General features: G+C 39.2%; 22 protein-coding genes and 1 pseudogene. 18 read left to right on the top strand and 5 right to left on the bottom strand.

Annotated features, from left to right (window positions below):
• The first annotated feature begins 926 nt into the window (after positions 1–926).
• Entirely contained in the window at positions 927–1,802 is an 876-nt protein-coding gene (locus tag ACQR30_RS11435) for an SDR family NAD(P)-dependent oxidoreductase (protein WP_429735167.1), read from the top strand.
• A gap of 90 nt (positions 1,803–1,892) precedes the next feature.
• Positions 1,893–2,816 carry a helix-turn-helix domain-containing protein gene (locus tag ACQR30_RS11430; protein WP_429735165.1) on the top strand — a complete coding sequence of 308 codons (924 nt, stop codon included), beginning with the start codon at positions 1,893–1,895 and terminating at the stop codon, positions 2,814–2,816.
• Positions 2,817–3,341: 525 nt separating this feature from the next.
• Here ACQR30_RS11430 and ACQR30_RS11425 read toward each other — a convergent pair.
• From ACQR30_RS11425 to ACQR30_RS11405, 5 genes are all read right to left on the bottom strand, one after another.
• Positions 3,342–4,238, bottom strand: coding sequence for a hypothetical protein (locus tag ACQR30_RS11425; protein ID WP_429735163.1), 897 nt, complete (start codon positions 4,236–4,238; stop codon positions 3,342–3,344).
• Positions 4,239–4,308: 70 nt separating this feature from the next.
• Positions 4,309–4,533: a hypothetical protein gene (locus tag ACQR30_RS11420; protein ID WP_429735161.1), complete on the bottom strand. Its 225-nt coding sequence runs from the start codon at positions 4,531–4,533 to the stop codon at positions 4,309–4,311.
• A 184-nt stretch (positions 4,534–4,717) separates the two neighbouring features.
• Complete coding sequence (locus ACQR30_RS11415) at positions 4,718–5,380, bottom strand: response regulator transcription factor (protein ID WP_429735159.1); 663 nt, start codon at positions 5,378–5,380, stop codon at positions 4,718–4,720.
• A 7-nt stretch (positions 5,381–5,387) separates the two neighbouring features.
• Entirely contained in the window at positions 5,388–6,173 is a 786-nt protein-coding gene (locus ACQR30_RS11410) for a sensor histidine kinase (protein WP_429735157.1), read from the bottom strand.
• 668 nt (positions 6,174–6,841) lie between these two features.
• Positions 6,842–7,291: a hypothetical protein gene (locus ACQR30_RS11405; protein ID WP_429735154.1), complete on the bottom strand. Its 450-nt coding sequence runs from the start codon at positions 7,289–7,291 to the stop codon at positions 6,842–6,844.
• A gap of 788 nt (positions 7,292–8,079) precedes the next feature.
• On the opposite strand from ACQR30_RS11405, the gene ACQR30_RS11400 reads away from it, so the two are divergent.
• From ACQR30_RS11400 to ACQR30_RS11325, 16 genes and pseudogenes are all read left to right on the top strand, one after another.
• Positions 8,080–8,313, top strand: a complete 234-nt coding sequence (locus tag ACQR30_RS11400) for a DUF4134 family protein (protein WP_429735152.1) — start codon at positions 8,080–8,082, stop codon at positions 8,311–8,313.
• A complete protein-coding gene (locus ACQR30_RS11395) occupies positions 8,310–8,498 on the top strand; it encodes a hypothetical protein (RefSeq protein ID WP_429735150.1) in 189 nt (62 codons plus the stop codon). The genes ACQR30_RS11400 and ACQR30_RS11395 overlap by 4 nt, the downstream gene beginning before the upstream one ends.
• A 94-nt stretch (positions 8,499–8,592) precedes the next feature.
• Positions 8,593–9,045, top strand: coding sequence for a hypothetical protein (locus ACQR30_RS11390; protein WP_429735148.1), 453 nt, complete (start codon positions 8,593–8,595; stop codon positions 9,043–9,045).
• Positions 9,046–9,111: 66 nt separating this feature from the next.
• Complete coding sequence (locus ACQR30_RS11385) at positions 9,112–9,432, top strand: DUF4133 domain-containing protein (protein WP_429735145.1); 321 nt, start codon at positions 9,112–9,114, stop codon at positions 9,430–9,432.
• A gap of 22 nt (positions 9,433–9,454) precedes the next feature.
• Positions 9,455–11,992: pseudogene (locus ACQR30_RS11380) on the top strand (TraG family conjugative transposon ATPase).
• The gene (locus tag ACQR30_RS11375) at positions 11,979–12,359 is read left to right on the top strand and encodes a hypothetical protein (RefSeq protein ID WP_429735143.1); all 381 of its coding nucleotides are present in this window, start codon (positions 11,979–11,981) and stop codon (positions 12,357–12,359) included. The pseudogene ACQR30_RS11380 and the gene ACQR30_RS11375 overlap by 14 nt, the downstream one beginning before the upstream one ends.
• On the top strand, positions 12,360–12,659 hold the full coding sequence (locus tag ACQR30_RS11370; RefSeq protein ID WP_429735141.1) for a hypothetical protein: 300 nt from the start codon (positions 12,360–12,362) through the stop codon (positions 12,657–12,659).
• A gap of 105 nt (positions 12,660–12,764) precedes the next feature.
• Positions 12,765–13,172 (top strand): hypothetical protein, encoded by a 408-nt coding sequence (locus ACQR30_RS11365; protein WP_429735139.1) that lies wholly within the window; start codon positions 12,765–12,767, stop codon positions 13,170–13,172.
• 30 nt (positions 13,173–13,202) lie between these two features.
• Complete coding sequence (locus ACQR30_RS11360) at positions 13,203–13,415, top strand: hypothetical protein (RefSeq protein ID WP_429735137.1); 213 nt, start codon at positions 13,203–13,205, stop codon at positions 13,413–13,415.
• A 10-nt stretch (positions 13,416–13,425) separates the two neighbouring features.
• Positions 13,426–14,052, top strand: a complete 627-nt coding sequence (locus ACQR30_RS11355) for a TerB family tellurite resistance protein (RefSeq protein WP_429735135.1) — start codon at positions 13,426–13,428, stop codon at positions 14,050–14,052.
• 48 nt (positions 14,053–14,100) lie between these two features.
• Complete coding sequence (locus ACQR30_RS11350; protein WP_429735133.1) at positions 14,101–14,370, top strand: hypothetical protein; 270 nt, start codon at positions 14,101–14,103, stop codon at positions 14,368–14,370.
• Positions 14,371–14,442: 72 nt separating this feature from the next.
• Positions 14,443–14,907, top strand: coding sequence for a hypothetical protein (locus tag ACQR30_RS11345; protein ID WP_429735131.1), 465 nt, complete (start codon positions 14,443–14,445; stop codon positions 14,905–14,907).
• 57 nt (positions 14,908–14,964) lie between these two features.
• Entirely contained in the window at positions 14,965–15,345 is a 381-nt protein-coding gene (locus ACQR30_RS11340; protein ID WP_429735129.1) for a hypothetical protein, read from the top strand.
• A gap of 103 nt (positions 15,346–15,448) precedes the next feature.
• Positions 15,449–16,066: a conjugative transposon protein TraK gene (traK, locus tag ACQR30_RS11335; RefSeq protein ID WP_429735127.1), complete on the top strand. Its 618-nt coding sequence runs from the start codon at positions 15,449–15,451 to the stop codon at positions 16,064–16,066.
• Between the two features lie 153 nt (positions 16,067–16,219).
• On the top strand, positions 16,220–16,510 hold the full coding sequence (locus tag ACQR30_RS11330; protein WP_429735125.1) for a hypothetical protein: 291 nt from the start codon (positions 16,220–16,222) through the stop codon (positions 16,508–16,510).
• A 10-nt stretch (positions 16,511–16,520) separates the two neighbouring features.
• Positions 16,521–16,733 carry a hypothetical protein gene (locus tag ACQR30_RS11325; RefSeq protein WP_429735123.1) on the top strand — a complete coding sequence of 71 codons (213 nt, stop codon included), beginning with the start codon at positions 16,521–16,523 and terminating at the stop codon, positions 16,731–16,733.
• Positions 16,734–16,969: the final 236 nt, after the last annotated feature.

Here is a 16,969-nt window from a genome sequence, read left to right as displayed (position 1 = left end):
TTACATATCTTAATTATAACGGCATTTATCACCGTTATGACAAATATACGCAAACTTTTAGGTTTATGAAAAATAAAAAAGACGGCATTTAACGCCGTCTTTTTTAAAATAAGTAAACATCATTTAGTTAAAAAAGCTGAATATAATTTCTGGCTCATTTTTTATATTTGTTGAGAGCTTACGGAAACACGTTGAAAAGAAAAGGGATAAGCACCGTTACTAAATCGTTACCTTACTTTTTTGATAATCTTTATAAAAGCTTAGTATTCAACCGATACAGCTTTTTCCTGAAAACTTTAAAATAAATTTTCGGCAAAAAACGTCAAAGCATAAAAACAGGCCAAACGGTCGTAAATAAAAGCTTACTTCCGTTTTCCAATTTTTTAGTAAACGAAAGAAAAATCAGAGAAAAGAGATTCTCGGGAAAATACGACCACTAAAATATTGTTCAATAAAAATTATAGTTAACTTCTTTAATAAAGTGTTTATCAGTTTTTTATATTTTTTAATGTTTCTTTGTTACCCACTAAAAATTTAATTTTATCCTTAAGAAGTGTGCGAATGGAAACGATAAAAAATCAACATTTAATGTTCTTTTCTTCTTTAAAAAGAAAGTCCCAAAGAAAAATGAAAGAGTTCCTGGATTACGGTAAATCGTTATTTACAATAATACGGAACCGAGGCGCTTTCCCCTCCATTCGTTTTAAATCTCCTGTAAATTATTATTGATCTGGGCAATAAGCCATAAAGTCCAACTGCAATTTAATTGCAAAGCACCACAGCGTTTCCCGTCAGGCACCAAATAGAAGCACCTCATTGCACATTATATTCAAATTTCTCAATTTGACTACATAATACCCTCATTTGGCTACAAGCAAACAAATCTGCCAACTGACCTTCGTGTTCTAAAATTAAAACAAATAATTATGGCGCAGCAAAATGATATTGCTGGGGTAAGTTCAGCAATGAACAACCCTAATAAAATTTGGTTCATTACTGGTGCTTCCCGAGGCTTTGGGCGCGTTTGGGCAGAAGCCGCACTAAAGCGTGGGGATAAGGTTGCCGTTACCGCACGCAATTTATCCAGCATTGCAGACTTTAAGGAAAAGTACGGCGAAAACGTATTAACCCTCGCACTTGACGTAACGAAACCGGAACAAGTGAAGGAAGTAGTTGCAAAAGCACACGAACATTTTGGAAGGCTGGATATTGTACTCAATAATGCCGGCTATTCATTGGTGGGAACAATTGAAGAAGCCGATGCAGGGGAGGTAAGAGCCATGTATGATACCAATATTTTTGGTACAATTTCCGTTATTCAGGCAGCGTTACCACTGTTGCGCAAGCAAGGCGGAGGTCATATACTAGGCACATCAAGCGGACTAGGTCACGTAACAATGCCTGTGATTGGTTATTACTGTTCGTCAAAGTGGGCTTTCGAAGCTATTCACGAAAGCCTGGCTGCGGAAGTTAAGCCCTTTGGCATTAAAGTAACTATTATAGAACCAGGGGCCTATGCCACTGAATTTGGCAGCCAAAATTCTCTAAAATTTGCCAAGAAACTAGACATCTATGATGATTTTAAAAAGCAATTCACCGAACGTTTACAACACAGTCAGAAAGGTGATCCAGCTGCAACCCCGCAGGCAATCTTCCAAATCATCGATACGCCAAATCCGCCACTAAGGTTTAATCTTGGCAGTTATAATCTGCCTTGGGTACGTGCTGCTTACGCGGACAGACTGTCAACATGGGAAGCATGGGAAGAAGTTTCTAATTCGGCTCAAGGTAAACCAATGTAAGTCGGGAGATCAGGAATGATTTTTGTCACAGTAATAATGATAACCGATAGTAAAAAACTAATCGGTTATCATTTTCCTTAAAAACGAAAGATGAAAAAAGAAGATAATAATACGCCTTATAAATTTACCTCCCTATCAGATGCTTATAAGGTCTTCGGATTGCCTAATCCTAAGCATCCTTTGATTGGTATTATCAATGGCTCACAGAGTCAAGGCGTACCAAACAGTTTTTCTCAAAGCCATGTCTTGAGTTTTTATAAAATTTCTTTTAAGCCGAAACTGAGCGGTAAATTAAAGTATGGGCAAGGCTATTATGATTTTGACGAAGGGGGTTTACTATTAGCGTCTCCGGGTCAAATTGTTGGTGGTAATAATAACGAGACAAATGTTTGTTCCGAATATACTTTACTCATTCATCCTGATTTCTTTTTAGGTTATCCTTTGTCTAAGACGATTAAACAATACGGCTTTTTTTCTTATGCAACTAACGAAACACTACATCTGGCCGAAGATGAAAAAGCAACCATTATTGCTATTTTTAAAATGATCGAATCCGAGTTAAACAGCAGAATTGATGATTTTAGTCAAGATGTCGTTGTTGCTCAAATTGAGCTATTACTCAATTATACCAACCGTTTTTACAAACGTCAATTCATTACCCGTAAAGCTGTAAATAATGATCTTCTTCAAAGAATGGAAGATATTCTGGAAGACTACTTTACGAGCGAAAGATCTTTAGATCAAGGAATACCCACTGTTCAATTTCTTTCAGAAAATTTAAATATATCCCCCAGCTACCTGAGTGATATGCTTCGTTCACTTACGGGCCAAAATGCACAACAGCACATACACTATAAACTTATTGAAAAAGCGAAGGAAAGATTATCTACTACAAATTTGACTGTCAGCGAAGTCGCTTACGAATTGGGATTCGAACATTCTCAATCTTTTAGTAAACTATTCAAATCCAAAACAAATTTATCTCCTTTAGCATTCAGAAGGTCATTTAATTAAAATCCTGGATACTATTTCATATTACATTTGTGGAAGCATGCGCAAGCCAAAGTTTACCATAGACAAACAACGAAGCAGTTGATATGATGGCAACAAGCTCTTGTCCCTGCTACTATGACCTCGGCTGACTTCTCTCCGCGATTGTTAGCCGTACTTTCGAGTATCTACATCCGTACGTCTGAGAGATCTCCCGTGGTAAGTCAATGTTTACTTTCCTCCCCTGTCTGCGCCATATTTATACTACACTGTCCGTGTAATCTTGGGGCTTCAGTTTGTTGAGCAACCTTACCCACAGTGATTGTGCCTGATATGATTCGTGTCCCTCGGAGCAGAATTTTGTCTTAAGCTTCCCTCAGATTCCACCTCACGATGGACACCCTTGCTCTCAACTAGTGGCTGACGATTACCCCCCCCACAGACGACTCTTAGTAAACCCACATGTACGGCACACGCAGAACAACCTGGATCAATCCATTCGAGGATTGATCCAGGTTGAAAAATAGAAACTATGAATGGATGTGCAAATTAAAAGTAGCCATTTGTAATACGATCTTCAACTTTCCGTATAATAGTCTTATAGCTATCGCCCATAGATGATAGTTTAATGATAGCAGAATGAATCAATTTCTGATTTACATCCGAAGCTTCATTGTTACCTTTTGCCAACAACTTAGTATGACTAACGGCAACGGCGTCTATTTTAGCCTTTAATTCTTTGGCTTTATCCCCATAGAATTTGTCTTTTATTATGTATTGATCCAAATCTATTTTTTCATTGCTTAAATCATCTATAAGAGCAACTTGAAGCAGTTTAAATTTTTTGTAACTATCTACATTCAGGGTAACTTCTATTCTTGCCGCATCAAAGGCACCCTGCAATTTTAAATCCTGAATGCTTTGCACCATTCTGTAATAAATGGCAGTAGTTGTAACAGCCTCTTTACCAAAAGTTTCATCGTCTTGAATATTTAGTGATGATGCATAAAGGAATACAAACATGCCTGGAGATAAACGATTCATAGAGAAGGACAGACTCGCAGCCGCTGTAGAGGAAGACTTTGCTGCTTCGGCCACGGTGTTGACTATGTCAACATAAGCATCAATTGCAGCCGGACTTGTAGCAGGATTGGTAATCGCTGGATCCGTTGCTGCCTTAGCTGCATGAAGCGAAGCGATTACAACCTTTGATATCTTCTCTAAACTAAATTCACTTGTGTATTCCGTTTTGACATTGGAGTTATAGTCTATTTGCCTTTCATCAGTTATATTCGCATCCGACAAATGAGCCTTGATTTGCGCGAAGAACTTTGCTTTATTGTCCGCTTCTTGACTTTCAATCATTTGCTGAAGTTTATCAATTTGCTCTTTAGCTTTACTCGTTTTATCAGCGACGCGCTGTACAGACGCAGTTTTACATGCCATGATTTTTAATTTTAAATTTATTGCCTACTCTACCCGGTTTTCGGCATCTCCGTTTTTGATAAAAAGAAGTTTAGAGGACTTCAAAATGTTCTGAAAAATGTTTCCTTACCTCGGCTTTCAGATCAGTTTTAGAGGCAAAGGCGGATGTATAAACGGTTTCCTTTTCATTCCAGACCATTGTTACGTTCCAATTATTCCTATTTTGATTAATCTCGTCAAGAGCTGTTTTTGCACTGAAGTGACCGGGGCCATTTTTGGATGGAGAAAATTTGTCCATTACGGTTACTGTTGCCATGATTTTATATTTTAATTTCTTTGCCTACTCTATTCAGTTTTCGGCATCCCTGTTTGTCAATTTTGAAGCTTCTTTTGACAACACAAAAATGCACCCGATATAAGACAAATAATAGCGTATAAATACCCGTTTATAAAAACAGGTATTTATACCTATAAGAAGGGGGGAAGAAAGACTTAGTTAGTTAACTAATAACATTATAAATGTGGGATTTTACGGCGAATAAAACCAAACCGGCCGTATTGCGACAACCGGATTTTGCCAGAAGGTTATTGCGGTGCCCTTCTACGGTGCGTGGGCTTATAAATAATTTTTCTCCGATTTCTGCATTATTATATTCCCGGCAGATGAGTTCTAATATTTCCCTTTCTCTGGATGATAGATCTATGGAAATGCCATCGATACTTTTTATTTCCTGTTTTCGCACAGAAGCGTTTTGCATCACTTTCAGTACCTGTTCATTCAAGTAAAAACCACTATGATGCACCATTTTGATAGCTGCAATCAACTCCTCTTTATCGCAATTTTTTAAGAGATATCCGCAGGCCCCGGCTTGTATCATGTGTGTAATGAGCCGCTGTTTATCGTGTACAGAAAGTATAATTACTTTAATAGAAGGGTATTGTTCATGTAATTGTTTGTTTAATTCTATTCCATTCATTACCGGCATTTCCATATCCAGCAAAACAATTTGCGGATACGCTTGATGCTTTATTGTTTGAAGAAAATCTTCGCCATTGCTTGCCTCAAATAGCAATTCGAATTCGGGAATGGAATTGATCAACAAGGCTAATCCCTGCCTGAACAATTGCTGGTCATCAATTAGGGCTATTTTTATTCGTTCCATGCTGTTTTTAATTCTTTACCGGTAAATAAATATTCATCTGAAAGCCCGTTGTTAGCCGACTTTCCATACTATATTTTGCGTCAATGCTATCCAATCTGCTTTCCATATTTTTAAACCCGATGCCTTTTCTGATTGTCTTTTCATTGACCAGCAATCCTTTGCCATCATCTTTATATTCAATTTTATATTCATTATTGACCAGCGAAAAATCGATCGTAATATTTTGGGCTTCTGCGTGCTTTATGGTATTATTTATCAATTCCGCAATTACCCGGTACAAACTTAATTTAGTAAAATGCTCCAGTTGTATATTTTCTGCATTTTCTTGAATGGAAGTGTGGATTTCAATTTTGCCAGCATGATTAATATCGTCACAAAAATCGAGTACCGCGTCATAAAACTCATACGCACCGCTAAGAATCGGAGAAAGATTGTGGGAGATATTACGCACTTTAAACACAACATCATCAATCGTATTTTTAAATTTCCGGCTATAGGCTGCAGATAAGTCATTCTCTTTTTTTTCATCAAAAACTGTGTCTACCAACAACCGTAAAGAAGATAACGTGGATCCGACCTCATCGTGCAGATCCATCCCAATGCGTTTTCTTTCGTCTTCCTGCGAATTGATAATGGCTTTGAGTAGATCTTTCTGGTATTGCAGTTCGGCGGCTTTTAACTGATATTGCTTCTGCAAAATATTCTTCTTGTATTTCAAATAAAAAAGTATCGTGGCTATACACAATAAAAAGGAAGCGAACATGCCTACAATGACATAAATATAAATGTTCATGATGTCTTTTTTAAACGTAAAAATGCCCATGCAAAAATGAGATACATAATAAGCATAATTGTCGCATGAATATTCCAAATTAAAATATTTAATACCCGGTTCTTCAGTATAGCATTAGACAAACCAAATAAAACAGAAGCACTGGAAAAATAAAGCATAAGCCCCACGACAATCGAAAAATTAAACATCGACTGACTTGACACGATATTACTAAAGTCCAAATAAAGAAAATAGATGCAGAAGCCAACAATCATCATACTTTCGAGAAAACGTGATAAGGAATTAAATCCAAATAAATTATGTGCCCATATTATATACAGTACGGAAAAAACAGAAAAGGCCAATGGTAAAAAAAATAGCAACTTACGCAAAGGTTTTGCGTAAAAAATATTTCTAAAAAAAATGCATACTATCCAAAACTCCAATACCGTATAAAGGTGCAATAACGGCAAATTATTGATATGCATATAAGTGGTAACCGAGGCCACAATATTGAAAAATGCCGAAAAGATAAGGTAAGCAAAGGCGATCTTTTCGGCAAGAGAATTTTTCCAGTATGCGTATTTAAAAATAGCAACGGCAAGGGGCACTATAATTACACTTGGCGCTATTACAGCCATATATAGGGAAGGCATGCGTATAAATTAAAATTATGCAGCGCAATGCGCTTAAAATAATGCGCTACTTTTATCACAATTTTCTGGACAGGGAGAACTAAAATCAAGAATTGTACTTCCCGATGATGATTCATTATTAGCATTTATCGGTAACTCAAGTACGTCTTTTCCACTGGCATCTACAGGAACGATCAGCACATGCATATCACTACTGGTAGTATCACCCGGCTGTTCTTTTTTGTTTGCCAAATATATTCGGATACCTGCTTGACTATTAGCCGAGTGCTCATCAACATTTATTTTCTCCATCATCTCCTTCAGTTCTACTAAGTCTTTAAAAGAAACCCAGAATCCACGATAAGTATCCTCACCGTTCGGTTCCATTTTTCTTTTTACTTGTCCTTCCTTTTCAGGATAAGCATTATAGGTCTCTGCATAATATTTACGCCAATTGGCGACTTGTTTTTTCGCTATTTCTAATTCAATGGTACGGCTGGACATGGTGTTTGGATTTAATTTTAAAAATATAGAACGCCAAGTTACTGCATTAAGAATAAAATGCAAAAGAGTCGAAGCTATTTTCTATTATACACTTATCAAAAAGAAACAGAAAAAGAAAACCGACGATGGCCGAAAATATAAAACTGGATAAAATGACTAAGGGCGGATTTTATGGGGAATCTTTTGATGTGGTGACTGTAACGATAAGACTTCTTTTTGCTAATGTTACGATCCACAAATGAATGCTCGCGTTTATTTTCTTACGCGGTATTTAATGAATGTACATGCACCTCGTCTTGCATTATTTATAGCGGTTATAGCCCTAATAAAGGAGGCGTCTTTTTTTTCACGCCTGTCTCAATGCTTAAAAAAACTTTAACCTCAAAACTGCTCACTGCTTACATCGAAGTGTCGACAAGACGCTATTTTTCGAAGCAACTTTGCTTTGCCATTCAGAAGTAAAGACTTTCCGTCTTCGATTTTCTCAAACTCAAAAAAATAAGCCATGTCACATTCAATTAGCTGGACGCAATATAGCGTAACAGTTTTCTTATTACTTATTCTCTATTACACATACGTATTTTTACGTTTTTTCCCGCTGCAAAAAAACAGCCCTAATCCGGCAAATACAGATCAAGAAAAATAGCACGCAGCGCCGAAGTCACATAGCACGCTAACGATACGCCATAAGCGGCTTAGAAGAGCGTTTATTCGCTAACCCTTCCCCAATACAGGGCATCCTAGAAAGCAATGACTTACAAAATTTTTAACCCATTTACTATACATCTATGAAAAGAAAAGATAGCAGCATTTTTAAAAGCAACAACAGTCGTCATCTGCAATTGCTTGTAATGACACAACTCTTATTTATACAATCGGCGCTATATGCGCAGGATGGCAATGCAGGCATAAATCAAGCCAATCAAGCCGTAAGAAGTTATTTTGATTCCGGTACTAATTTAATGTATGCTATCGGAGCATTGCTGGGATTGATTGGCGCAGTGAAGGTTTATCAGAAATGAAACAGTGGAGACCCGGATACGGGCAAGGTCGCAGCTGCATGGTTTGGCAGCTGTATTTTCCTAGTGGTGGTAGCCACGATTATCAAAAGCTTCTTTGGCGTGTAGCCCCACTACGATTACGCACAATGCTGACCGGCAGACGCCCTATTTATGCCGGGCCACCAGCATCATTTCAATCCCTATAGGGCATAAAAGCTAGGGCGATGACCCCTATCCACGGGATCACTTCCACTAACTTATGGAAGAAAAACAATCACTCATCCTGTAGACAATAATAATATGGAACAAAAATTAATAGAAGAACTACGCACTTACATTACCTATCATAATCCCGATTTATTTATCAAATTGCGATCCCACTGTAGTCTCCAATCCTATTTAGAGAAGAAAATAAAAGAGATTCAGCCGCTACTTAAAAGAATGACGACAGAAGGCTGTCCTGAATATGTGATAGAGCAATTGTGCATTGTGGAAATGACCGCTTCTCTGCGGCCTTCTAAGTTCAAATACATTCGCAGACTCCTAAAAGACAAATTTTACGAGGATTATAACCAGATGAAAGAAGCCGGTACACTTACCTATGAAATCATTCAGTTGATTGATTGGTGCGAAGACGGGTTCGAAAGCTTCGATTTTAATGAAGATAACGAAGAGGATGTATTATTAAGAGAGGTCATCCGTCAAGGCATCAAGCACTATATGAAAGTCAAATGGGCTACCAAAAAAAGCTAAAGATCTCCCGGTTCTACGGCACCTCATATAAAAATTATTATTTCATCTTTCCAACTAGTAAAAATCATGAATGGTAGTGTATATGTCCTAAATAAGGGCGTGAATAAAAGCATAGAATTTAAAGGTCTTAAGGCGCAGTATATATGGTTCTTAGGCGCAGGGCTGGTGGCCTTACTTGTCGTATTTGCACTGCTCTATATTCTAGGCATCAACGCGTATCTCTGTATCGCCATGATCTTATCAGCAGGCGCTATTTTGACAGCTAATATATATAAGATGAGTCGCCAATACGGGCAATACGGCATGATGAAACAGTTGGCGAAAAAGGCATTACCCACCGCGATTAAAAACAACAGCCGTCAAGTATTCTTTCTTCTAGAAGATTAAATAAATAGAAAATACCAAAGAAATGGAAAAAAATCTGAAAGACTTATTTCCGATAATGGGCGTAGAACATGACTGTATTCTTTCCAAGCAAGGAGACATCACTACCCTATTTGCTGTCAGCTTACCGGAGATCTTTACCCTGTCTAATGAAGGCTATGAGCACCTCCACCAAGCTTTTATTAAAGCAATCCGGGTACTACCCAAACATTGCATTTTTCACAAACAAGACTGGTTTACCAAGGATGCCTATCAAGGAGATTTTCAAAAAGAACACGAAAGTTTTTTAAGCAGAAGCAGTGAACGCTTTTTTAATGAAAGGCCCTATCTAGACCATCATTGTTATATAATGCTGACGAAAAAACCGGATGAGAAAAAGCCCGCTACCACCCTATTCTCTTCTTTAATCAAAAAAACAATTGTTCCTGCCCAAACAATTTCAGGGCAAATTGTACAAGATTTTATGGATTGCGCGGGGCAGTTTAAGCAGCTATTAGAAGACAGCGGGCTATTGCAACTTCAACCATTAAAAGCATCCGACATATCCAGTAGCAAATATAGTGTTGGCTTACTGGAGCGTTATTTAAATCTAAAAACAGATGCCTCTGCGAAAGTGATCAGCGACATTGCTTTTAAAGAACAAATCTACATCGGCGACCATCAGATGCCCTGTTTTACACTCAGTGATGCAGAAGACCTGCCTGCCTTTTGTGGCAGCAGGATTAATTATGATAAATACTGTACGGACAAAACAAAGTTCAGCATCGGTTTTGCCGCTCCTTTAGGATTACTATTATCTTGTAACCATCTGTATAATCAATATCTTTTCATTGACAATGCAACCAAAACAATCAAGACATTAGAAAGTAAAAGGCTGCGCCTCCAATCTTTAGCAGCCTATTCCAGACAGAACGCCATCACCAGAGACGCAACCAATGAGTTTTTAAATGAAGCCATCAGTGAACAACGCTTACCGATCAAAGCCCATTTTAATGTAATGGCCTGGGCGGACCATCCGGAAGAACAGAAAGAATTGAAAAACAAGGTCTCGTCAGCGATGGCCCAGTTAGACGCCGTCTGCAAACAAGAAAGCGTTGGCGCTCCACAAATATTCTGGGCAGGATTACCAGGCAATGAAGCTGATTTCCCGATCAACGACAGCTTCGATTGTTTTGCGGAACAAGCATGTTGCTTCTTAAACCTGGAAACCAATTACCGCGATAGCATCAGTGCCGTCGGTATGCGGCTAGGAGATCGTTTAACAGGTAAGCCAATTCACGTAGACCTCAGTGATGAACCGATTAACAAGGGCATTATTACCAACCGTAATAAATTTATACTAGGGCCTTCCGGCAGTGGCAAATCTTTCTTTACCAATCATATGCTCCGCACCTACTATGAACAAGGCGCACATATCGTACTGGTAGATGTAGGTCATAGTTACAAGGGACTCTGTGACTTGGTGGGCGGTTATTATTTTACTTATGAAAAAACGAATCCGATTCGTTTCAATCCTTTTTATCTAGCTGCGACGCAACAACCTGATACGGAGAAAAAAGAAAGTATCAAAACATTACTATTGGCATTATGGAAAAAAGATGATGAACCTTTTACCAGAAGTGAATATGTGGCGCTTTCCAACGCATTGCAGGGCTTTTATGATTTTCTGGCACAAAGTGAAAAGAGAAAACCGCAACGAGAAAGTGGACTCAATAAAAATGGGACAACTAAAAAGAGGGAACCCGTCTTTGCTTGCTTTAATAGTTTTTATGACTATGTAAAAAATGATTTCTCCCTGCTTTTAAAAAAAGAAGGCGTACAGCAAAAGGATTTTGACCTGTCAAACTTTCTCTACGTCTTACGGCCTTATTACAAAGGCGGAGAGTTCGACTACCTGTTAAACGCTACGGAAAATTTGGATCTGCTCGAGGAACGCTTTATCGTATTTGAGTTAGACAATATCAAAGACCATCCTATATTGTTTCCGGTGGTGACTATTATTATTATGGAAGTCTTTATTTCCAAGATGCGTAAGCTAAAAGGTATTCGCAAAATTATTCTAATCGAAGAAGCCTGAAAAGCCATCGCCCGGGAAGGAATGGCAGAGTATATCAAATACCTCTTTAAAACGGTCCGCAAATTCTTTGGCGAAGCGATTGTCGTAACGCAGGAGGTAGAGGATATTATCTCCTCGCCCATTGTCAAACAAGCAATCATCAATAACAGTGACTGCAAAATATTATTAGATCAGTCCAAATATCAGAACAAATTTGATCAGATACAGGAGCTTTTGGGGCTCACAGAAAAAGAAAAGGCCTTGGTGCTCTCTGTCAACAAAGCCAACGATCCTGCAAAAAAATATAAGGAAGTATTTATCAGTCTGGGTGGCACGCACAGCAAAGTCTATCGCACGGAAGTATCCAAAGAAGAGTATTATGCCTACTCCACCGAAGAATCCGAAAAATTAAAAGTACAGCAGTACAGTCAAAAATATGGCAGTATAGAAAAAGGGATCAAGGCACTTATTGAAGCAGAAAAAAATAAAGAAGATGAAAACAGGTAGGAAAATAATTATCGCCCTGTCGATATTATATATGACACTTTCCCCACAAAAGCCCTTCGCACAAGCCGTTCCTGGTGTAGGTGTGATAACCGGGCTCGCTAAAAAAGTGATTAAAGCCCTCGATTTAAAAGTACAACGACTACAAAACAAAACCATCGGGTTACAAAATGCCCAGAAACTACTAGAGAATACTTTCGCTCAATTGCACCTCCAGGAAATTACAGGGTGGGTGCAAAAACAAAAAGATTTATACACTGGTTATTACAATGCGCTATGGCGGGTAAAGGCAGCGATTAGCTATTATCATCGCATCAAAGACATAACGGAGAAACAAAAGGCAATTTTATCCTGCTACCAAAGGTCATGAGTGCTTCTTAAAAACGATCGAAACTTTACGCCACAGGAATTGGATTATATGAGCAGTGTATATTCCGGCATTCTAGAGAAGACAATTGACAACATCAATGAAATCGTATCGGTCGTAAAATCATTTACTACACAGATGGATGATGCAGCACGCCTAGTTATCATCAATAAAGTAAGTGGCGAAGTAGATAATAATTACAACGACCTACAAAGATTTACCGCGCAAAATAGCCTGCTGTCTATGCAGCGTACTAAAGCCGCAAATGAAGCACAATTAGTCGGGAAACTATATGGTTGGTAATGATGACAGATTCACTATCATAAGTTAAAGGACAAAAGGTGAAAAATGACACGCGAAAAATGGCTCGCAACGGGTGGTAAGCTCCCTATTAAAAATTAGCAGAAAATGAAAAAAATATGGCTATTATTATCGCTCGCTTTATGCGTGGGATGTACAACAAAACTCTCCGCCCAAACCTTTGCGGAGTTCTTTAAACAAAAACAGACGCAGAAGAAATATTTATTACAACAAGTTGCGGCCTTAGAGGCTTACACACAGTTAGCGAAGAAAGGCTATGCAATTGTGGGAAGTGGCTTGCGCCTGATAGGTGCTATAAAAAGTGGAAAATGCAGTTTGGATAAAGAGTATTTTGACGGACTAAATTCGGCAGAAGACATGGCTAAATTAACAGATAAACCGGCAGCTTGTCAAAGGTTACAGGTAGCCATCAAACAGATTTATACAAATGCACAAAATGCACTTTTAAGTTCCTATATCAACTTGGAAGAAAAAAAATATATCCAACTTGTTTGAAATAGCCTCTCATCCAGCTGTGCCGCCAATATGGCAACGCTGAGAGAATTGACCACTAACGACCAGTATGTATTACAAGACGCGGAAAGGTTGCGAGACATCGATGCCTTGTATATAAAGATGCAGGACAGCTATTGCTTCGCACAACATTTTTATGAGCAGACAAACCTATTGATTGATTCCAGAAATCAGCAACAGCAACATTTGTCGTCCTTAGAAAAATTATATTCCATTCAACCTTAATCATTGACGGATGAAAAAATATTTTGCGTGTGTGCTATTGACTTTATTTTTATTTATTTCCAAAACGCGAGCTCAAAGCCAGGAAGTGCAGCAATTGCTATTAGATGTCACCAAGTTGGAACAATTCAAGCAAATCTTAAAAGATATGAAAACGGGATATAGCGTCGTCATGCAAGGCTATTCAACCATCCGGGATATTTCTAAAGGCGATTTCGATCTGCATAAAGTTTTCTTGGATGGCTTAATGACTGTTAGCCCCGCCGTAAAGAAATATCAGAAGATAGCAACTATTGTGGGTTTCGAGTTGCGTATTATCAAAGAATACAAAGCTGCCTATAACCGCTTCGGCTCAGGCGGAACATTCAATGTCGATCAGTTGGCTTATGTAGGGAACGTCTATAACAATTTATTGGATCAAAGTTTAAAAAATATCGGCGATCTAACCACGGTACTCACAGACAGTCAATTGCAAATGTCAGATGAAGAGCGGCTTTCGGCTATCGATAACATTTATCAATCAATGCAAGACAAAATGCTCTTTTTGCGCTCCTTCGATAACAATAGTGCAGTGTTAGCCCTACAATATGCAAAGACAAAAAAGGATGTACAAACCATGCAGAAGATTATCGAAAATTAAAGCTTCCACAAATCGGACCGGGCACAACAGCTATTTTTCAACAAAAAGATGTTTAAGAAAGGATCCAACCGGCAATTAAAATCAAAAAATATACGGATGAAAAAAAGTATCAGCGTTTCTGTCTTGCTATTACTGAGCTGCCTATCGCCACAACTATTGATGGCGCAAGACAGCAGCCTTGCCGGAGACATCCAGGGCTTACATAGCGTTTTAGATCAACTCTATAACGAAATGATGCCGCTATGCTCGCAACTCATCGGCGTTGCCAGCGGTATTGCCGGATTCGCGGCACTCTGGTATATCGCTTCCAGGGTATGAAGACATATAGCCAGGGCTGAACCCATCGATTTTTATCCACTGTTTCGTCCTTTCGTCATAGGCTTTGCCATTATGATATTCCCTTCTGTCATCGCACTTATCAATGGTGTGTTGCAACCAACGGTCTCCGGCACGGCCGCAATGGTACATAACAGTGACGATGCGGTAGCCGCATTGTTAAAAGCAAAAGAGAACGCCATTCAACAAACAGACGCCTGGCAAATGTATGTAGGTTCAACAGGTAGCGGAGATCAAGACCGTTGGTATAAATATACACATCCAGGTGAAGATCCTTCAAGCGCCGGTTTTCTGGATGGAATAGGCGACGACATCAAGTTCGCCATGGCGAAGGCTTCTTATAACTTTCGCAATTCCGTTAAAGAGTGGATGAGTGAAGTGTTACAAGTACTCTTCGCAGCCGCTGCATTATGTATCAACACCATCCGGACTTTTAACCTGATTATTCTCGCTATTCTTGGTCCACTCGTTTTTGGACTAAGTGTTTTTGATGGTTTTCAGGACACTCTCAGAAACTGACTGGCAAGGTATATCAACGTTTTTCTATGGCTACCCGTCGCCAATATATTCGGAGCAATGATTGGAAAAATTCAAGAGAATATGCTGCGCATCGATCTTGCCCAAATTCAAAGTTCCGGCGACACCTTCTTTAGCCCCACCGACATGGGCTATCTCATCTTTATGATTATCGGCATTGTGGGTTACTTCAGCGTCCCTACCGTAGCAGGGCATATTATGCATGTCGGCGGTATAGATAACCATTCCAGTAGAATGACGGCTATTGCCGGTGGCGCAGTAGGTGGTGCAGTATCAGCCGTAACATCCAAAATGGGTGGCGGCGCTAGAAATATAGCCAACAATTCAAGAGGTTCAGCCGATGCGCAGGGATCAGGCTCCGGTTTCAGTAATGGAGACAATTCCCGTAATTACATGAAAGATAAAATACGAGGTACGTAGTTCGGAAGCAAAATGATTGATACATGGCGCAGGTCATCTAAAGCCATCCTAGAAAATAAAATCCCACCGAAAAATCCTTATACCATCTTTCAAAAATCAGGTCATGTTCCAGCAAATGAAAAATATAGATACCGCTTTCAGGTATATCCGATTAACGACAGCACTGGTCATCATTGGTTGCATCGGCCTCTGCCTGTTTGTATTGCACAAGAGTTATCAATTGGCTTCCTTGTCCCAAAACAGGATCTATGTATTGGCCAATGGCAAGGCCATAGAGGCCTTTGCTTCGACTAGAGACGATAATATCGCAGTGGAAGCCAAAGATCATATCAAAACTTTTCACCGGTATTTTTTCACCCTGTCACCGGATGAAGCGGCCATCAAATCAAATATCTCCAAAGCCTTGTATTTGGCGGATGGAACAGCCAATACAATGTATAAAAATTTACAGGAAGGAAACTATTATGCCGGCATTATCTCCGGCAATATCAATCAGACAATTGTAGTGGACAGTATTCAACTGGATTTAAATTATTACCCCTATCATTTTGTTTGCTATGCGACAGAAAAGCTGACAAGACCAACTAGCCTCACCTATCGAAAATTAATAACCGAGGGTTATTTAAGATTCGTTGAACGCAGTGAGAACAATGCACACGGGTTTTTAATCGAGCGTTGGGAGATCAAAGAAAATAAAGATTTGCAGACCTTAAACCGATAAATAATGCTTGAAATATTCAAAGCAAAACGAGCTCCCTTAAAAGAGAGGGCTGATCTGTTTGGCCCACAAAAAGTCGCCATTGAAAGGCATTTTAGAGCCTTTGCCGCCCGACTCCAAACGAAGTTCTCCAGACTTTCCACCAAAAAACAATGAATGGCATTGCTCGGCTTCTGTTTAGTCTTTAGCAGCCTTAATCTGCTATTTTACCAGGCAAAAAAGGATATGCCGCCGTTAAAGCAGATAACTGTTCCGGCGCATATCCAAATAACTAAGGGGGGTTACCATAGTCAACCTCAGAAGCGAAATACATTGCTTTACAATTTTTTGGACAGCCTGAAAGCTACGGCTTCAGGCGAAAGGCTACTGGATAGTCTGCACACCCGGCGGCCCGGATTAATGGACAGCTTACTAACGCTCAAAAATAAATTGAATAGCAACTTTTAATAAAAATAACATGCAACATCCCCTACAAGAAACAGAAAGAGCAATCTTAAAAAGAAAAGGAAAATTCTTTTTAGCCCTTCCGATCATCGTCCTTCCATTTATCACCCTACTCCTCTGGTCAATGGGCTTCATTGGTAAACAAAAAACAGTCGTCCATTCCAGCAAGCAAGACGGGCCCAATCTTTCTTTGCCACAGGCAAGACCTAATGCAGACAGCAACTGAACGAAGTTACAGTTCTATACACAAGCGACGAAGGAAGCTAAAGCGACGCAGCAAGCGTCTGTCGTGAATGGGGCCATTTTACCTAGTGCTGACTCGTATGCCCCTTCTAATAACGCAGTTCCCAATGTCCGTTCCATCAGTCATAATAAAGTGCAAGAGGCTTATCAACAATTAGCTTCTTTAAATAAAGTGTTGACAGAAAATAAACAGCAGCAGAACGAACAGAGTGTTCCTAA

This window comes from Arachidicoccus sp. (genome assembly GCF_050436765.1).
Lineage (GTDB): Bacteria > Bacteroidota > Bacteroidia > Chitinophagales > Chitinophagaceae > Arachidicoccus.
The sequence above is the reverse complement of the archived record's forward strand: the minus strand, read 5'-3'. Positions and strand labels throughout refer to the sequence as shown.